The organism is Pseudodonghicola sp. (genome assembly GCF_048268305.1).
In the GTDB taxonomy this organism is placed as follows: Bacteria; Pseudomonadota; Alphaproteobacteria; order Rhodobacterales; family Rhodobacteraceae; genus Pseudodonghicola.
This window is the reverse complement of sequence record NZ_JBLWVT010000004.1, coordinates 200,757-216,078: the sequence shown is the minus strand read 5'-3', so window position 1 is coordinate 216,078 and position 15,322 is coordinate 200,757. Positions and strand designations below refer to the sequence as shown.

Below are 15,322 nucleotides of genomic sequence, written 5' to 3'. Positions count from 1 at the left end.
AGGTCCCTCAATACATCGATGTCGGCAGGAAGAGCGATATCGCCGGCACCAGGATCAGCAGCGCGAGCACCACCAGATCGATCCCGAGGAACCGCCAGAGACCCGCGAAAATCTTGCCGATCTCGACCTTTTCCTCAAGCACCGAGGCCAGCACGAAGACGTTCAGCCCGACCGGCGGGGTGATCAGCCCGATCTCGAGCAGCTTCACCACCACGACGCCGAACCAGATCAGGTTCATGTCGTAATTCTCGACCATCGGGATCATCAGCGGCAGGGTCAGCACGATGATCCCCACCGGGTCGAGAAACATCCCCAGCACCAGATAGATCACGCAGACCATCAGGATGAACGACCCCGGGCCGACGTTGGCGGCGTTCAGCAACCCGACAAGGCTGTTCGACAGGCCGGTCAGCGCGATCAGCGCAACGAAGATCTTGGCGCAGGCGGCGATCAGGAAGATCGCGCCGGTGGTGCCCATGGTCTCGCGGATCAGCGGGATCACATCCGTCACCCGGATCTTGCGGCGCGCGATCCCCAGAAGCGTCGCGAACATCAGCGACAGAGCCGCCGCCTCAGTCGCGGTGAAGAAGCCGCCATAGATGCCGCCCAGCACCAGAATGAACAGCAGGACCGCCGGCCAGGCCGCGACGGCGGCGGCAAGCTTCTGCCGGGTGCTGAACACCTCGGTCGGAACCGGCGCGATCTCGGGCGAGCGGCGCACCCAGAGGATGATCACCAGCGCATAGCCCAGAAGCGACAGGATGCCCGGCAGGAAGCCCGCCAGGAACAGCTGGCTGATCGAGCTTTCGGTGAAGATGCCGTAGATGATGAACAGCACCGACGGCGGGATCAACGAGCCCAGCGTGCCCCCTGCCGCGACCGAGGCGGTCGCCAGCCGGGGATCATAGTTCAGCCGCAGCATCTCGGGCGTGCAGATCCGTCCCATGGTCGAGGCGCAGGCGATGGACGACCCCGAGATCGCCGAGAACCCGCCGCAGCCCGCGACCGAGGCGATGGCGACGCCGCCGGGCAGACGCACCAGCCAGACCCGCGCGGCCTCGTAAATCTCGGTGGTGATCCCCGCCCTATAGGCGACATGGCCCAGGGCGATGAACAGCGGGATCATCGACAGATCATAGGAATGGACCAGATCGAAGGCCGAGGAGAAGGCCAGCGACAGGGTGGTGCGGATCGCACGCTCCGGCATGAAGGTGCCGGTGCGAAAGGCGAAGACGATAAAGATCGCGGCCACCGCCACCCCGCCGATGGCGAAGGCGATCGGCACCCGGATGGCGAGCAGAAAGATGACGAGGGCGCAGGCGATATAGCCCACAGTTGCCATGTCCATGATGCGGTTCCTTCCGTCAGATTTGGCTGGGCGCGGGAACGCCGGTGACGGCCGCCTTGAGATCGACCCACAGCAGTTGCAGCAGACGCAGTTCGAACAGGCCGATGGCCAGGACAAACATCAGCCGGCTCGGCCATTTGGGCAGTTGGAAATCACCCGAGTAATGGGCACCGGATTTCCAGGTGCGAACGAGTTCTTCCCAGCCAGCCCAGAGCAGCACGGTGGCCACCAGAAGGCCGAACAGGATCGCCAGGACCGCGATCCAGCGGTTCAGCGCGGCGGGAAAATGCTGGGCGATGACATCGATCGCCACATGGGCCCGCGACGACGTGGCCGAGGCCAGCGGGAAGAGGATCGCGGGAACCATGAGTTCGCGCACGAGAATGATGACGTCGGGAATACCGCGGTGCAGGAATTGCCGGCCGAACACATTGGCGACGATCAACAGGCACAGCAGTAGGATCGCGACAGCCGCCGCGGTATTGAGCCACCGCTCAATCAATCGGGTCATTGGATCAAGCCTTCCGAATTGGAGCACACCCCGGCCCGCGCGGCCGGGGGCGAGATCTCGCGGGGCAGCCGCCCCGGGGCTGGGTCAGCTCCGATCCCAGGGATAGCCTTCGGATTTCACTACGGCGTTGTACTTGTCGATCAGCGTCCGGAACTCGCCCAACAGCGTATCGGCGTCAAAGCCCTTGGCGGTGGCGTCGACCTTCCAGCGGGTGATCATCGGCTCTGCCGCCTTGTCCATCCGGGCGTAATCCTCGGGCGACAGTTCGTAGACAGGAATACCCTTCTGATCGCGCATCACCGCCCAGGCATTCGCATCGGCCGCGAACATCTGTTCGGAATAGAAGTTGATCACGTCCAGATCGAGAGAGGTGACAACCTTCTGCTGCTCGGGGGTGAGCGTCTCGAAGGTCAGCTTGTTGATGAAGGTGCCCAGGCTGGTCGAGCCGTTGAAATTCATCGGCGTGATACTGTCGAGCATATCGTCGAGCTTGGTGGCCACCGCGAAATAGGGATAGGTCAGCGTGCATTCCAGCAGGCCGGTCTCCATCCCCTGGAAGGCATCATAGATCGACATGTCGACCATATTCGCGTCCAGGTTCGAGTAGATCTCGCCATAGGCGCCGGCATAGCGCATCTTGACGCCCTTGAAGTCATCGGCGGATTTGATCGCCTTGTCCTGGCAGCCGAGGATCCCCTGCGAGGTGCCAAAGGGGGCGACATAGACCAGGCTCAGCTCGTCCAGCCGTTCCTGGATGCGCGGATTGGTATGGAACAGCTCGTTCATCGCCATCATCATGACCCAGGGGTCGGCGGTGGCCACCGGCAGATCGCCGATCGCCAGTTCGGGAAATTCGGATTGCGCATAGGCGCCGATGATCAGCCCGATGTCGGCGACGCCGGTGGACATCGACTCCAGTGCGGCATTGATCTTGAACAGGGCACCACCCCAGTTCTGCTCGATCCGGATCTCCCCCCCGGTGCGCTCATTGATCTGCTGGCCGATGTATTCCACGGCCTTGGCCCGGACCCCGCGGTTCGGCCCCGGTTCGTTGGCGATCAGCGTGATCTCTGCATGTGCGCTCAGCACCAGGACAGAAACAGACGCCGCGATCAGGCCGGTTCTGACGAGTGAATTCATGGTCTTCCTCCCTTTTCCCATCCGGGTTATGCACCCGGTCCTCCTGGAAATTTTGATAGCATGATAATAATTATCTAGCAATCTAATCTTGCGGCAGTCTCCCTTTCAGCGTGGGTTTGCAAGGCTCAGATCCCGGCCAAGCGAAGCCCAAGACGCGCCCGTGCCGCCTGGAATTCCCGTTCGAGACGATCGACCAGCGCTGCCGTCGGCACGGTCTCTCGGATCGCGCCGATGCCTTGACCGGCGCCCCATATCTCTTTCCAGCTCTTCGGCTTTTCCCGGGTCTCGGCGAAGCTCATCTTCGACGGATCGGACCGCTCCAATGCCTCCGGATCCATCCCGGCAGCGGCGATCGAGGGTTTCAGATAATTGCCCCAGACCCCGGTGAAGAGGTTGGAATAGATGATATCCTCGGCCCCGTGCTCTGCGATCATCCGCTTGTAGGCCGCGACCGCATTCGCCTCCTCCGTGGCGATGAACGCGGTGCCGGCATAGCCACCGTCCGCCCCCATCGCCAGCGCCGCCAACAGCGAATCGCCGCGCGCGATGGCCCCGGACAGGAACAGCGGCCCATCGAACCAGTCACGGATTTCCTGGACCAGGGCGAAGGGGGATTGCGCCCCGGCATGGCCCCCAGCCCCGGCCGCCACGGCGATCAGCCCATCGGCGCCCTTGTCGATGGCCTTGTGGGCGAAGCGGTTGTTGATGACGTCGTGCAGCACGATCGCCCCCACCGAATGCGCCGCCTCATAGACCCATTCCTGCGCCCCGAGCGAGGTGATCCAGACCGGCACCCGGTGTTTCACGCAAAGCTCCACATCCCGCTCCAGCCGCGCATTCGACCGATGCACGATCTGATTGACCGCGAAGGGCGCCGCCGGGCGGTCGGGATGCGCCGCGTCATGCTCTGCCAGCGCCGCCTTGATGCGCAGGATCCACTCCTCCAGCGACTGGCCATCCTTCTCGCGCGCGTTCAATGCCGGGAAGGATCCCACGATCCCCGCGCGACATTGGGCGATGACCAGATCGGGGGTCGAGATGATGAAAAGCGGGCTGCCGATCAATGGCAGGCGCAGCGACTTCAATCTGTCCGGCAAAGTCATATGGGTCTCCTCCCCAATACTGCCCTCAGGTCATGGCGTCAGGTCACGGTGCCGTCGCGGAAATACTCCTCGATCTCCGCCATCGAGAATCCCGCCGCCTCCAGCACCATGCGGCTGTGGGCCCCGGGCACCGGGGCGGCATCGGGCAAGGGCGTCGGCGCCCGGCTGAACCGGGGCGCCGGCATCGGTTGCACGGGGGCATCGGAAAAGATGCCGCGCGCCCGGTTGTGCGCATGTTCCACCGCCTCTGCCGGGCTGAGCACCGGGGCGAAACAGGCGTCGCTGTCCTGCAAGAGCGCCACCCAGTGATCGCGCGGCTGCGACCGGAAGATGGCGGCGAGCCGCGCGCGCATGGCGGGCCAGGTGCCGGGTTCCTTGCGGTCGCCCAGCTCGGCCTCGGTCAGCCCCAGCTTGTCGAGCAGAACCGCCCAGAACTGCGGCTCGAGCGCGCCAATGGTGATCCAGCCACCGTCCGCGCAATCATAGACCCCGTACCAGGGCACCCCGCCGTCCAGCGCGTTCGAGGCCCGCTCATCCCGCCAGAGCCCCATCGCCCGGCGACTGTGGAGCATCGCCATCAGCGCGGCGGTGCCGTCGACGATGGCCGCATCGACCACATCGCCGCGCCCGGTCCGCGCCGCCTGCAAAAGGCCGGTGACCATGCCGAAGGCCAGAAACATGCCGCCGCCGCCGAAATCGCCCAAAAGGTTCAGCGGAAAGCTGGGCGCGCGATCCTTTTCTCCGCTGGCCCAGAGCGCCCCGGTCAAGGCGATATAGTTCAGATCGTGGCCGGCAGTCTGGGCGATCGGCCCCTCCTGCCCCCAGCCCGTCATCCGGCCATAGACCAGCCGGTCGTTGCGCGCGAGACAAACCTCCGGCCCCAGCCCCAGCCGTTCCATCACCCCGGGGCGAAACCCCTCGATCACCCCATCGGCACCCGCGATCAGCCGCAGCGCCAGGTCGACCGCGCCTGGCGCCTTGAGATTCAGCGCCAGCGATTTGCGCCCACGTGCCAGGAAATCCAGCGCCGGATCGCCCTGCCCGGTGGGAGAGCTGGCGCCAGGCCGCTCGATCCGGATGATCTCCGCCCCCATGTCGGCCAGCATCATCCCGGCGAAGGGGCCGGGGCCGATACCGGAGAATTCGATGATACGCAGCCCATGCAAGGGCGGCGCGGATGCCGGTGTCAGCATCGCGGTATCCTTTCGTTGAAATCCCCTTTTGCGGGGAACCGGCCGCTCAGCGGTTGTCGAGCGCTGCCCTGAGGTTCTTGCGCATCCGGGCCAGCACGCGGCGCGTGACCTCAAGGTCGGCGACCTCGATCCCCTCGTTGGCGATCTTGTCGACCTCGAAAATCGTCTTGGTCATCACCTTGACCAGATGCGTCGCCTGTGGCGTGGCATAGACCCGGTTCGACCGGCGGTCCTCGGGATCGGTGCGGCGCTCGACATAGCCGCGCGCCTCAAGCCGGTCGATCAGCTTCGAGGTGGTGACGGTGGCAACGTCCAGCCTGTCGGCCAGTTCCGATTGCCTCAGCCCGTTCTCGCGCACGAGGTGCACCAGAACCCAGCCCTGGGACATCGTCATGTCGTGAGGTTTCAGCATCGCGTCGAACAGGATGGCCCGAAACCGCGCGATATCCTGATAGATCGGATTGTTGTCCTCTCCCAGAGATATCGCCACCTGTTTTTCCTGCTTTGTGTCGCTCACGATTCAATTGCCCTTTCGATCACCACCGCCCAACCTGGCGGCCAGTTTATTTTTTCCGACCTCTCAGCGCGAGAGGTTTAGATCGGATCCCAGGTAAACACGTCGCCCGAACGTTCGAGGTCGAAGAAGTTCGCCCGCATCGCCGGGATTGCATGATCCCGCACCGTTTCCGGAGTCCAGCCTTCCGAGCGATGCACCGACCGGATCGGGCGCGGCTGCGACATCAGGAAGATCTCGTTGTTGCGCACGCAAAAGATCTGGCCGGTCACATCCGAGGCCGGATCGGCCAGCGCCACGCAGAGGGGGGCGATCTTGGCCGGCGTCATTTCCTTGATCCGCTCGACCCGGGCCTTCTCGGCCTCGGTCTTGGCCGGGATGGTGCCGATCAGCCGCGACCAGGCGAAGGGCGCGATGCAGTTCGACCGCACGTTGAACCGTGCCATGTCCAGCGCCAGCGATTTCGACAGCCCGATGATGCCCATCTTCGCCGCCGAATAATTCGCCTGACCGAAGTTGCCGATCAGCCCGGAGGTCGAGGTGAAGTTGATGAAGCAGCCCGAGGCCTGCATCTTGAACTGCTGCGCCACGGCATGCGCCATGTTGAAGCTGCCCTTCAGGTGCACGGCGATGACGCTGTCCCAATCGTCTTCCGTCATCTTGTGGAAGATGACGTCGCGCAGGATGCCGGCATTGTTGACGATGACGTCGATGCCGTCGAATTCATCCATCGCCTGCTCGACCATCGCCTTGGCGTCCCCGGGCTTGGCCACATTGCCGAAGTTGGCCACCGCCTCGCCGCCGGCGGCGCGAATTTCGTTGACCACCTCCTGCGCCGGGGTGGCATCGGCCCCCGCCCCGTCGGGCGCGCCGCCCAGATCGTTGACCACGACCCTGGCGCCCTTCGACGCCATCATCAGCGCGATATCGCGGCCGATCCCCCGGCCGGCGCCGGTCACGATCACTGTTTTCCCTTCGAGCATCTCTCGATCTCCTCCTCATCAGGTTGATCCAGATGTAATTAGCTTGATAAAAGTTTGCAAGCTAATTATGAACGGGCGAGGGTATCGGTCGTCGCCGATACGGAGGAGAGAGGGAGGAGCGACGCATGTTCAAGCGTTCCATATTCAATGAAGACCACGAGATGTTTCGCGATCAGGTCCGCCGCTTCGTGGCAGAGGAGATCACCCCGAACCACGCCCAGTGGGAAAAGGACGGTCGCGTCAGCCGCGAGGCCTGGCGCAAGGCGGGCGAGAACGGGCTGCTCTGTGCCGCAATGCCCGAGGCATATGGCGGCGCCGGCGCGGATTTCCTGTTCTCGATGGTGGTGATGGAGGAACTGGCCGCAGCCGGTGCCATGGGGCCCGGGTTTTCGCTGCATTCCGATATCGTCGCCCCCTATATCCTGCATTACGGCTCGGAAGCTTTGAAACAGGAATGGTTGCCACGGATGGCGCGGGGCGAGGCGATCGGCGCCATCGCCATGACCGAGCCTGCCGCGGGGTCGGACGTGCAGGGCATCAAGACCACCGCGATCCGCGACGGCGACGATTTCGTCATCAACGGCCAGAAGGTCTTTATCACCAACGGCGGCAATTGCGACATTCTGGTGCTGGCCTGCAAGACCGACCCGACGCTGGGGGCCAAGGGCACCTCGCTGATCCTGGTGCCGACGGATACGCCCGGCTTTCGCAAGGGCAACAAGCTGTTGGAAAAGGTCGGCTGGAAGGCGCAGGACACCGCCGAGCTGTTCTTCGACAACGTCCGGGTGCCCGCCGCCAACCTGTTGGGGGCCGAGGGGCGCGGCTTCTATCAACTGATGGAACAGCTACCGCAGGAACGGCTGCTGCAATGCGTCCGCGCCACCGCCGCGCTCGAGGCCGCGCTGGACTGGACCGTCGCCCATGTGACCGAGCGGCGGGCCTTCGGCCAGACCATCGGCGATTTCCAGAACACCCGCTTCAAGATCGCCGAGATCAAGGCGCAGGCGGTGCTGATGCGCGTCTTCACCGACAAATGCCTGGAGATGCATGTCGCAGGCGAACTTGATGCGGTGGACGCCGCCATGGGCAAGATGCTGACCTCGGAAACCCTGTGCCGCTGCCTCGACGACATGCTGCAGATGTTTGGCGGCTATGGCTACATGTGGGAATACCCGGTCGCCCGCGCCTGGGCGGATGCCCGCGTCGGTCGAATCGCCGGCGGCACCGGCGAGGTGATGCGCGAGATCATCGGCCGTTCGGTGCTCGGGGGGCGGAAATGATCCGCTATCCCGACCTGATCCGGAAATACGCCTTCAGGACTCCGAACAAGAAGGCGACCCATTTCGAAGGCCGCGATTTCACCTGGGCCGAGTTTCGCGACCGCATCCAGGGCATCGGCAAGGCATTGGTCGATCTCGGGCTGAGGCCCGGCGACCGGGTCGCCTATCTCGGGCAGAACTCGCACTGGCTGGTCGAGATGTACTATGCCCCCTGCACCGTCGGCGGCATTCTGGTGCCGCTGAACTATCGCCTCTCGGAAGAGGAGATGGCCGAGGTCATCGCCGATTGCACGCCCGAGATTCTGGTGGTCGACCGGCATTTCATCAACCGCGCGGCGGCGCTGATGGCGCGCTGCCCATCGCTGTGCCATCTGATCTTTGCCGATTGGGACAGCACCGCCCCCGGCGTGCCAGACGCCACGCTGTGCTATGACGCGCTGATCGCCGCCGCGGGTCCCGTCACCGACGATGCCTTCGACGACCGCGCCAGCCGATCGGACGACACGATGATCATCTTCTATACCTCCGGCACCACCGGCGTGCCGAAGGGGGTGATGCTGTCGCATTCCAACCTGCTGGTGAACGCCACCGGTTCGGGCCACCTTTACGGCTATCGGGAAACCGATGTGCTGCTGCTCTCCGGGCCGCTCTTCCACCTCGGCACCGGCAGCCGGGTCTATACCGCCGTGGCCTATGGCACCACGATGGTGATCCAGCCCCGCTTCGAGGTCGAGGAGACCATGCAGATCATCCAGGATCAGCGGATCACCACGATGACGCTGGTGCCGACCATGCTGCGCATGATCATGGACCACCCACGGTTTTCCGATTTCGACTTCTCGTCGATCCGCTGCCTGACCTATGGCGCCGCGCCGATGCCGCTGTCGCTGATGGAACGCGCGATCGAGGCGATCCCCGGCGTCACCTTCTGCCAGGGCTACGGGATGACGGAAACATCGCCGGTGCTCTCGGTGCTGACGCCCGAGGATCACGTGCCCGGCAATCCGATGATCGGCAAGCTCGGCTCGGTCGGACGGCCGATGATCTATTCCGATCTGCGCATCGTCGACGAGAACGACCAGCCGGTGCCCGTCGGCCAACCGGGCGAGATCATCCTGCGCGGGCCGCAGGTGATGAACGGCTATTGGAACCGGCCGGAGGAGACCGCACAGGCGATGCGCGGCGGCTTCTATCACACCGGCGACGCCGGCTATCTGGACGAGGACGGATATCTGACGCTGGTCGGGCGCACCAAGGAGATGATCATCTCAGGCGGCGAGAACGTCTATCCGATCGAGACCGAGAATGCGCTGTCCAAGCATCCGGCCGTGGCCCAGGCGGCGGTGATCGGCATCCCGCACGAGAAATGGGGCGAGATGGTCCATGCCGTGGTCGCCCTGCACGAGGGCCAGAGCGCCGAGGAGCACGACCTGATCGCCTTCTGCCGGTCGCGGATCGCCGATTTCAAATCCCCCCGTGGCGTCACCATCTGGGACGGCGCGCTGCCGCTGTCGCCCACCAACAAGATCGACAAGAAGACCATCCGCGCGATGGTCCTCTCCGCCCGCGAGGAAGGGGGTCAGGCATGAGCGATCCGCTGCGCATCACCCGCACCGGGGGCACCGTCCAGATCGAGATGATGGAACCCGCCAGCCGCAATGCGCTGTCCGACGCGATGCGGCAGGGGTTTCACGACACCCTCCAGGCGCTGTCGACCGACGACACGCTGCAGGCGCTGATCCTCACCGGGTCGGATGGCGTCTTCTGCGCCGGCGGCGATCTGAAGAAGATGCTGGCCAATCACAAGGCCGGGCTGGTCTCCGGGGCGGAGGATATCACGCCCCGGATGAAACACCTGCACCGCTGGTTGCGTCTGCTGCGCGACCTGCCGGTGCCGGTGATCGTCGCGGTGGACGGGCCGGCCTATGGCGCCGGGCTGGGGCTGGCGCTGACCGGGGACATCATCCTCGCCTCGACGCGGGCGTCGTTCAACGCGTCGTTCTGCAAGGTGGGGGCGGTGCCGGACGGCAACCTGTTCTTCACCCTGCCCCGGATGGTCGGCCTGCAGCGCGCGCGCGAGCTGTTCTATACCGGCCGCACCCTGAAGGCCGAGGAGGCCCGGCAGATCGGCATCTGCATGGAGGTGCACCCGCCCGAGGCGCTGCTGCCCCGGGCGCAGGCGATCGCGGCTCAGATGACCGAAGCTTCGCGCACCGCCTTCGGGCTGACCAAGGCGATCTCGGCCCGATCGCTGGAACTCGACAGCGACACCCTGCTGCAGATGGAGGCGCAGGCACAGTCGATCTGCCTGACCAGCGACTATCACAAGGAGGCGATCGACCGGTTTACCCGCAAGCTGCCGCCCCGGTTCGATTTCAAGTGACCCCCGCCCGGGGCACGCGGCCGTCGCGTGGCGCGCCCCGGAAAGCAGGCGCGAAAACAGAGCCGAAAACGGACAGGGGCCGATGATCCATCGGCCCCTGCTTTTATTCCGGCATTCGATTTGAGTGACAGACCTCACCCATCGAGGAATTTCGCCATCCGCGTCGGCGTCGGGTTCAGCGTGGTGCCGCCATCGACCGGGATGATCGTCCCGGTGATATAGCTGGCCCGGTCCGAGGCGAGAAAGGCGCAAAGCTCTGCCACATCCTCCAGTGTGCCCATCCGCTTGAGTGGGATGGCGTTCACCCGTTCCTCCACCGCCGCCGGATCGGGCACCAGCCGCCTCTGGCCCTCGGTATCCGCGATCGGCCCCGGCGAGACCGAGTTCACCCGGATCCCCAGCGGCCCCCATTCCAGCGCCAGCGTGCGCGTCAGCATGTCGATCCCGGCCTTGGCGGCGCAGACATGCGACTGGCCGACCATGGCGACGCTGGCCTGCGGTGCCGACAGGTTCAGGATGCAGGCGCCGGGCTTTTTCAGATGCGGGAAGGCCGCGTGCATGACGTGATGGGTGCCGAGCACGTCGATCTCCATCACCGCGCGAAAGCCGTTCGAGCTGATCTTCTCGGCCCGGGCAAGGAAATTCCCCGCCGCGCCGGAAACGAGAATGTCGATCTCTCCGAACAGCTCGGCACAGCGCGCGACGGCGGCCTCGACCTGATCGGCCTGGCGCACGTCGGCGGATTGTCCTGCCGCCTCGGCGCCGAGGGCGCGCAGCCCCTCGACCGCCGTCTCGACCTTCTGCGGATCGCGGGAGATGACAAAGACCTTCGCCCCCGCCGCCGCGAAATGCCGCACGATCCCCAGATTGATGCCGCTGGTTCCGCCCGAGACGAAGACGGTCTTGCCGGCGAAACCGCTCACCATTGATCCTCCGTCGTCAGCACGGCCGTCGCGGCGGCGCTGAACATGCCACCGACGCCGTGGACGACCGACAGTTTCGCACCCTCGACCTGGGCCGGAGAGACGCCGCGCATCTGCCGCACGCCCTCTTGCAGGGCGTACATGCCGTACATGCCCGAATGCATATAGCTGAGCCCGCCGCCATTGGTGTTCAGCGGCAGCTTGCCGCCGGGCCGGGTGTTGCCCTCGGCGATGAAGGCACCGCCCTCGCCCGGTTTGACAAATCCCAGGTCCTCGAGCCCATAGATCGGCAGATGCGCGAAGGCGTCATAGATCATCAGGTGATCCACATCCGCATGGCTGATCCCGGCGCTGTCGAAGGCGGCCTTGCCCGAGACGCGGAACGCCTTGGACGAGGTGAAGCTTTCCATCTGGCTGATCATCGGCCCCTCGGCGCTTTCGCCGCCCATGCCGCGCAGATAGACCGGCTTGGTCGGAAAATCCTTGGCCCGCTCGGCCGAGGTCAGGATCAGCGCGCCGCCGCCGTCCGAGACCAGGCAGCACATCATCAGCCGGAACGGATAGGCGATCATCTTCGAGTTCAGCACGTCGTCGACGGTGATCGGGTCGCGCATCGTGGCGCGGGGGTGGAACGCCGCCCATTCGCGCTGCACCACCGCGACCATGGCAAGCTGTTCCTCGGTCAACCCGTCGTCCTTCATCTTGCGCATCACCGGCAGGGTGAACCGCGACGGCGGGAACAGCGGGCCATAGATCGATTCGAATTCCTGCTGCTGCATCGAGGGGAAGATCGGGCGATGGTTGCGGTTGTTCGACCGGCCGCTTTCACCATGGGTGATCAGCACCGTGGTGCAAAGCCCGGTCTCGATCGCCGCCGCCGCGTGGCGCACCAGGGTGATGAAGGAACAGCCGCCGACCGAAGTGCCGTCATACCAGGTCGGCGTGATCCCGAGGTACTGGACGATCTCGGCCACGTCATGCCCGCCGGTGGCGACGCCGTCGATATCGGCGGGGGTCAGGCCGCAATCGGCCATAGCGTTCAGCGCGGCATCGGCATGCAGGCCGGTCTGGCTCAGCTCGGGCACCTTGCCCATGCGGGCGGTCTCGGCGGCGCCGACGATGGCGATACGGGCGCGGCTCATGCGGCATCTCCTGCGGGTCTGAACTGGGGAAGGGCGATCTCGCCGCGCGGCTCGAAGGTCACTTCCAGCGGCATGTCGAGCACCAGCGCCTCGGGCTCCGGCGGGCAATCGAGGATATTGGCCACCATCTTCACCCCCTCGTCCAGCATCACCACCGCCACGGTGAAAGGCGGCTCATAGCCGGGGGCCGGCAGATGGTTGATGATATAGGAATAAAGCCGCCCCTTGCCCGAGGCCTCGATCACGCCGACATCGCGCGATCCGCAGGCGGGGCAAAAGGGACGCGGCGGGAAATAGGCTTTGCCGCCACAGGCATTGCAGGCATTCAGCAGCAGCTTTCCCTGCTTGGCCCCGTCCCAGTAGAACCGGGTTTCGGGATAGATTGTCGGCACGGGCCGGTCGGTCATTCTGTCTCTCCTCCGATGATGACTTCGGCTCAGCCCAGGCGGGCCAGCCCGTTGTTCAGAACCACGACGTCACGTTCGACCACGCGGGCACGGAACCGCACCTCGGCACCGTCGCGCCACATTTCCGTGCGCACCGTCTCGCCCGGGTAGACCGGCGAGGTGAAGCGCAGCTCAAGATGCTTGAGCGCGGCGAAATCACCCGCCGCCAGCGCCTGGGTGATCGACCAGGAGGCGACGCCCAGCGTGCAGAGCCCGTGCAGGATCGGCCGCTTGAACCCGGCCTGGGCCGCCACGGCGGGATCGGCGTGCAGCGGGTTGAAGTCGCCCGACAGGCGATAGATCAGCGCCGCTCCCTCGGGCGTGCGGAAATCGTAACTGACCTCTGGTTCGCCTTCAGGCATCGGCTGAACCGACTTGACCGGCCCCGAGGGGCCACCGAAACCGCCGTCACCCCGCGCGAAGGAGGTCGAGGACACCGTGGCGATCAAGGTGCCGGTGGCCTGATCGGTCATGGCGCGTTCAGAATAGATCAGCGCGCCCTTGCCTTCGCCCTTGTCGATGATCCCGGTGATCTTCGTCTGGCTGACCAGCGTGCCTTCCGCCGGCAGCGGCGCGTGCAGCGTCAGGCTCTGTTCCCCGTGCAGGATCTTCTGCCAGGTCAACCCGGTGTCGGGCTGTATCGCCCAGAACCCGGGATAGCCGATCACATTGACCATCGCCGGCAGGGCGCCAAAGCCCTCTGCCCGCTCATAGGTCACGCGCAGATGCGCGGGGTTGAGCGGATCTGTTCCCAGCCCGAGACCCAGCGCATAAAGAATGGTATCCTTGATGGTATAGCTGTGCGCGATGACGGGAAATTCACGCGCCATCAGCTCGTCATAATTGATCATGACCTCTCCTCCTGCCCTCAAATTTACATAGCTTGATAACATTTTGCAAGCTAATTAAATGTCGGCAAAGAGGTCACCCCGCGGAGACCGACCGGCAAAAGCCGGTCCGCCGCGGGCGACTGCCACGCCGGGCAATGACCCGGCCGCGCCTCAGTCCTGCTCCAGATGCTCCAGGAAGGTGGTGCCGGAATAGGCGCTGCGGAACAGCCCCGCCTCGGCCAGACGCGGGATCAACTCGCCCAGTGTCAGGTCGAGCGAGGAGGGCGCGCCGCCCAGCACGGCGACGAAGCCATCGACGGCGCCGGCCTCGAACCAGCGGGTGATCTCGGAAACCGCATCCTCGACCGTGCCGATCACCTGCCAGTGCAGCGAGGCGAGCACCTCGGGCCGGGCCAGTAGATCATCGACCCGGGGCGTCTCCCGCCGGATCGCGGCCGCCAGCGCTGCCGCCTGGGTGGGACTACGCGCGGCGGGCGGCGTATCGGGCAAATCCGCGGCCGTAATCCGCCGGTCGCCCTCCCAGCCGGTCAGGTCCAGCCCCGTCGCCGCCTTCACCCGGGCGATGCGCTGCGCCCGGTCGACGCGAGCGTGGGTGGACAGAAAGAGATCGCGCGCCTCGGCCCGCGTGCGGCCCAGATACAGGCTGAGCCCCGGCAACAGCCGCAGATCGCGGGGGGCGCGGCCATGCGCCCTGGCCCGCGCAGACAGTTCCTGCCGCATCGCCAGCGCGGCGGCCATGTCGGGGGTCTGGGCAAAGACCATGTCAGCGACCGATCCGGCGAAATCCATTCCCGTGACCGAGCCGCCCGCCTGCATCAGCGGCAAGCGGGGCCCGGGAAATTCCGGCAGGTTCAGCGGCCCCTTGACCGCGAAGTCGGCGCCCTTGTGGTCGATCGGATGGATCAAAGTGGTGTCGGCATATTGCCCCGCCGCCCGGTCGATCCGCAGCGCCTCGGCCGGGAAGCTGGACCAGAGCGCGCGCATCACCTGAATGAACTCCGCCGCCCGGGCATAGCGCTGGTTGGAGGTGGGCATTTCCGGCAGGCCGAAATTCTCGTTCCCCGACAGGGCGGTGACCAGATTGCAGCCAGCCCGTCCCCGGCTGAGCCAATGCAGCGACATCAATTGCCGCGCCGCCATGTAAGGCGCGCTGAAGGTGGTGGAGATCGTGGTCAGCAGCCCGATGCGCGACGTTTCCCGCGCGATTGCGGCCATCATCAGGGTCGCATCGAGACTGGAAAAGCCGAAGGACTGCTCCAACGGCTCCAGCGGCAGATAATAGGTATCGGGTCGAAAGACGAAATCCAGATGCGCCGCCTCGGCCCGGCGGGCGATCTCCAGCGCGAAATCGCTAGAATAGAGCCCCTCGATACCGCTGTCGGGCCGCCGCCACCCCTCGCCACTGAGCCAGGTGGGCGCCAGCGACATGCCGATGCAGAGTTTCGCGCGCAGTTTCATGAATGTCCTTCCGTGGATCGGGGCGCCAGACAGGCCGGCGCGCGCCG

At 65.2% G+C, this 15,322-nt stretch carries 15 protein-coding genes; 3 read left to right on the top strand and 12 right to left on the bottom strand.

Going from position 1 to position 15,322, the window contains the following annotated elements; genetic code table 11:
- Positions 1-7: 7 nt before the first annotated feature.
- The 7 genes from ACN0V4_RS09165 to ACN0V4_RS09135 form a co-directional block, all read right to left on the bottom strand.
- Positions 8-1,348 (bottom strand): TRAP transporter large permease, encoded by a 1,341-nt coding sequence (locus tag ACN0V4_RS09165; RefSeq protein WP_417675259.1) that lies wholly within the window; start codon positions 1,346-1,348, stop codon positions 8-10.
- 16 nt (positions 1,349-1,364) lie between these two features.
- Positions 1,365-1,859 carry a TRAP transporter small permease subunit gene (locus ACN0V4_RS09160; protein ID WP_417675257.1) on the bottom strand — a complete coding sequence of 165 codons (495 nt, stop codon included), beginning with the start codon at positions 1,857-1,859 and terminating at the stop codon, positions 1,365-1,367.
- A gap of 84 nt (positions 1,860-1,943) precedes the next feature.
- The gene (gene dctP, locus ACN0V4_RS09155; protein ID WP_417675255.1) at positions 1,944-2,999 is read right to left on the bottom strand and encodes a TRAP transporter substrate-binding protein DctP; all 1,056 of its coding nucleotides are present in this window, start codon (positions 2,997-2,999) and stop codon (positions 1,944-1,946) included.
- A gap of 125 nt (positions 3,000-3,124) precedes the next feature.
- The gene (locus tag ACN0V4_RS09150; protein ID WP_417675253.1) at positions 3,125-4,102 is read right to left on the bottom strand and encodes an NAD(P)H-dependent flavin oxidoreductase; all 978 of its coding nucleotides are present in this window, start codon (positions 4,100-4,102) and stop codon (positions 3,125-3,127) included.
- Between the two features lie 38 nt (positions 4,103-4,140).
- A complete protein-coding gene (locus ACN0V4_RS09145) occupies positions 4,141-5,295 on the bottom strand; it encodes a CaiB/BaiF CoA transferase family protein (RefSeq protein WP_417675251.1) in 1,155 nt (384 codons plus the stop codon).
- Positions 5,296-5,341: 46 nt separating this feature from the next.
- A complete protein-coding gene (locus tag ACN0V4_RS09140; RefSeq protein ID WP_417675249.1) occupies positions 5,342-5,812 on the bottom strand; it encodes a MarR family winged helix-turn-helix transcriptional regulator in 471 nt (156 codons plus the stop codon).
- Between the two features lie 77 nt (positions 5,813-5,889).
- On the bottom strand, positions 5,890-6,792 hold the full coding sequence (locus tag ACN0V4_RS09135; RefSeq protein ID WP_417675247.1) for an SDR family NAD(P)-dependent oxidoreductase: 903 nt from the start codon (positions 6,790-6,792) through the stop codon (positions 5,890-5,892).
- A 125-nt stretch (positions 6,793-6,917) separates the two neighbouring features.
- On the opposite strand from ACN0V4_RS09135, the gene ACN0V4_RS09130 reads away from it, so the two are divergent.
- Genes ACN0V4_RS09130 through ACN0V4_RS09120 form a run of 3 tightly spaced genes read left to right on the top strand, consistent with a single transcriptional unit; the run spans position 6,918 to position 10,455 of the window.
- A complete protein-coding gene (locus ACN0V4_RS09130; protein WP_417675245.1) occupies positions 6,918-8,072 on the top strand; it encodes an acyl-CoA dehydrogenase family protein in 1,155 nt (384 codons plus the stop codon).
- Positions 8,069-9,661 (top strand): long-chain-fatty-acid--CoA ligase, encoded by a 1,593-nt coding sequence (locus ACN0V4_RS09125; protein WP_417675243.1) that lies wholly within the window; start codon positions 8,069-8,071, stop codon positions 9,659-9,661. The genes ACN0V4_RS09130 and ACN0V4_RS09125 overlap by 4 nt, the downstream gene beginning before the upstream one ends.
- The gene (locus ACN0V4_RS09120; RefSeq protein ID WP_417675241.1) at positions 9,658-10,455 is read left to right on the top strand and encodes an enoyl-CoA hydratase/isomerase family protein; all 798 of its coding nucleotides are present in this window, start codon (positions 9,658-9,660) and stop codon (positions 10,453-10,455) included. The genes ACN0V4_RS09125 and ACN0V4_RS09120 overlap by 4 nt, the downstream gene beginning before the upstream one ends.
- A gap of 134 nt (positions 10,456-10,589) precedes the next feature.
- Here the strand turns inward: ACN0V4_RS09120 and ACN0V4_RS09115 are convergent, their stop codons facing one another.
- From ACN0V4_RS09115 to ACN0V4_RS09095, 5 genes are all read right to left on the bottom strand, one after another.
- Positions 10,590-11,378 carry an SDR family oxidoreductase gene (locus ACN0V4_RS09115; protein ID WP_417675239.1) on the bottom strand — a complete coding sequence of 263 codons (789 nt, stop codon included), beginning with the start codon at positions 11,376-11,378 and terminating at the stop codon, positions 10,590-10,592.
- Positions 11,375-12,520: a thiolase C-terminal domain-containing protein gene (locus tag ACN0V4_RS09110; RefSeq protein WP_417675237.1), complete on the bottom strand. Its 1,146-nt coding sequence runs from the start codon at positions 12,518-12,520 to the stop codon at positions 11,375-11,377. Before ACN0V4_RS09110 ends, ACN0V4_RS09115 begins: the two co-directional genes overlap by 4 nt.
- Positions 12,517-12,927 carry a Zn-ribbon domain-containing OB-fold protein gene (locus tag ACN0V4_RS09105; RefSeq protein ID WP_417675235.1) on the bottom strand — a complete coding sequence of 137 codons (411 nt, stop codon included), beginning with the start codon at positions 12,925-12,927 and terminating at the stop codon, positions 12,517-12,519. Before ACN0V4_RS09105 ends, ACN0V4_RS09110 begins: the two co-directional genes overlap by 4 nt.
- A 29-nt stretch (positions 12,928-12,956) precedes the next feature.
- Entirely contained in the window at positions 12,957-13,817 is an 861-nt protein-coding gene (locus ACN0V4_RS09100; protein ID WP_417675233.1) for a MaoC/PaaZ C-terminal domain-containing protein, read from the bottom strand.
- Between the two features lie 150 nt (positions 13,818-13,967).
- On the bottom strand, positions 13,968-15,275 hold the full coding sequence (locus ACN0V4_RS09095) for an NtaA/DmoA family FMN-dependent monooxygenase (RefSeq protein WP_417675231.1): 1,308 nt from the start codon (positions 15,273-15,275) through the stop codon (positions 13,968-13,970).
- Positions 15,276-15,322: the final 47 nt, after the last annotated feature.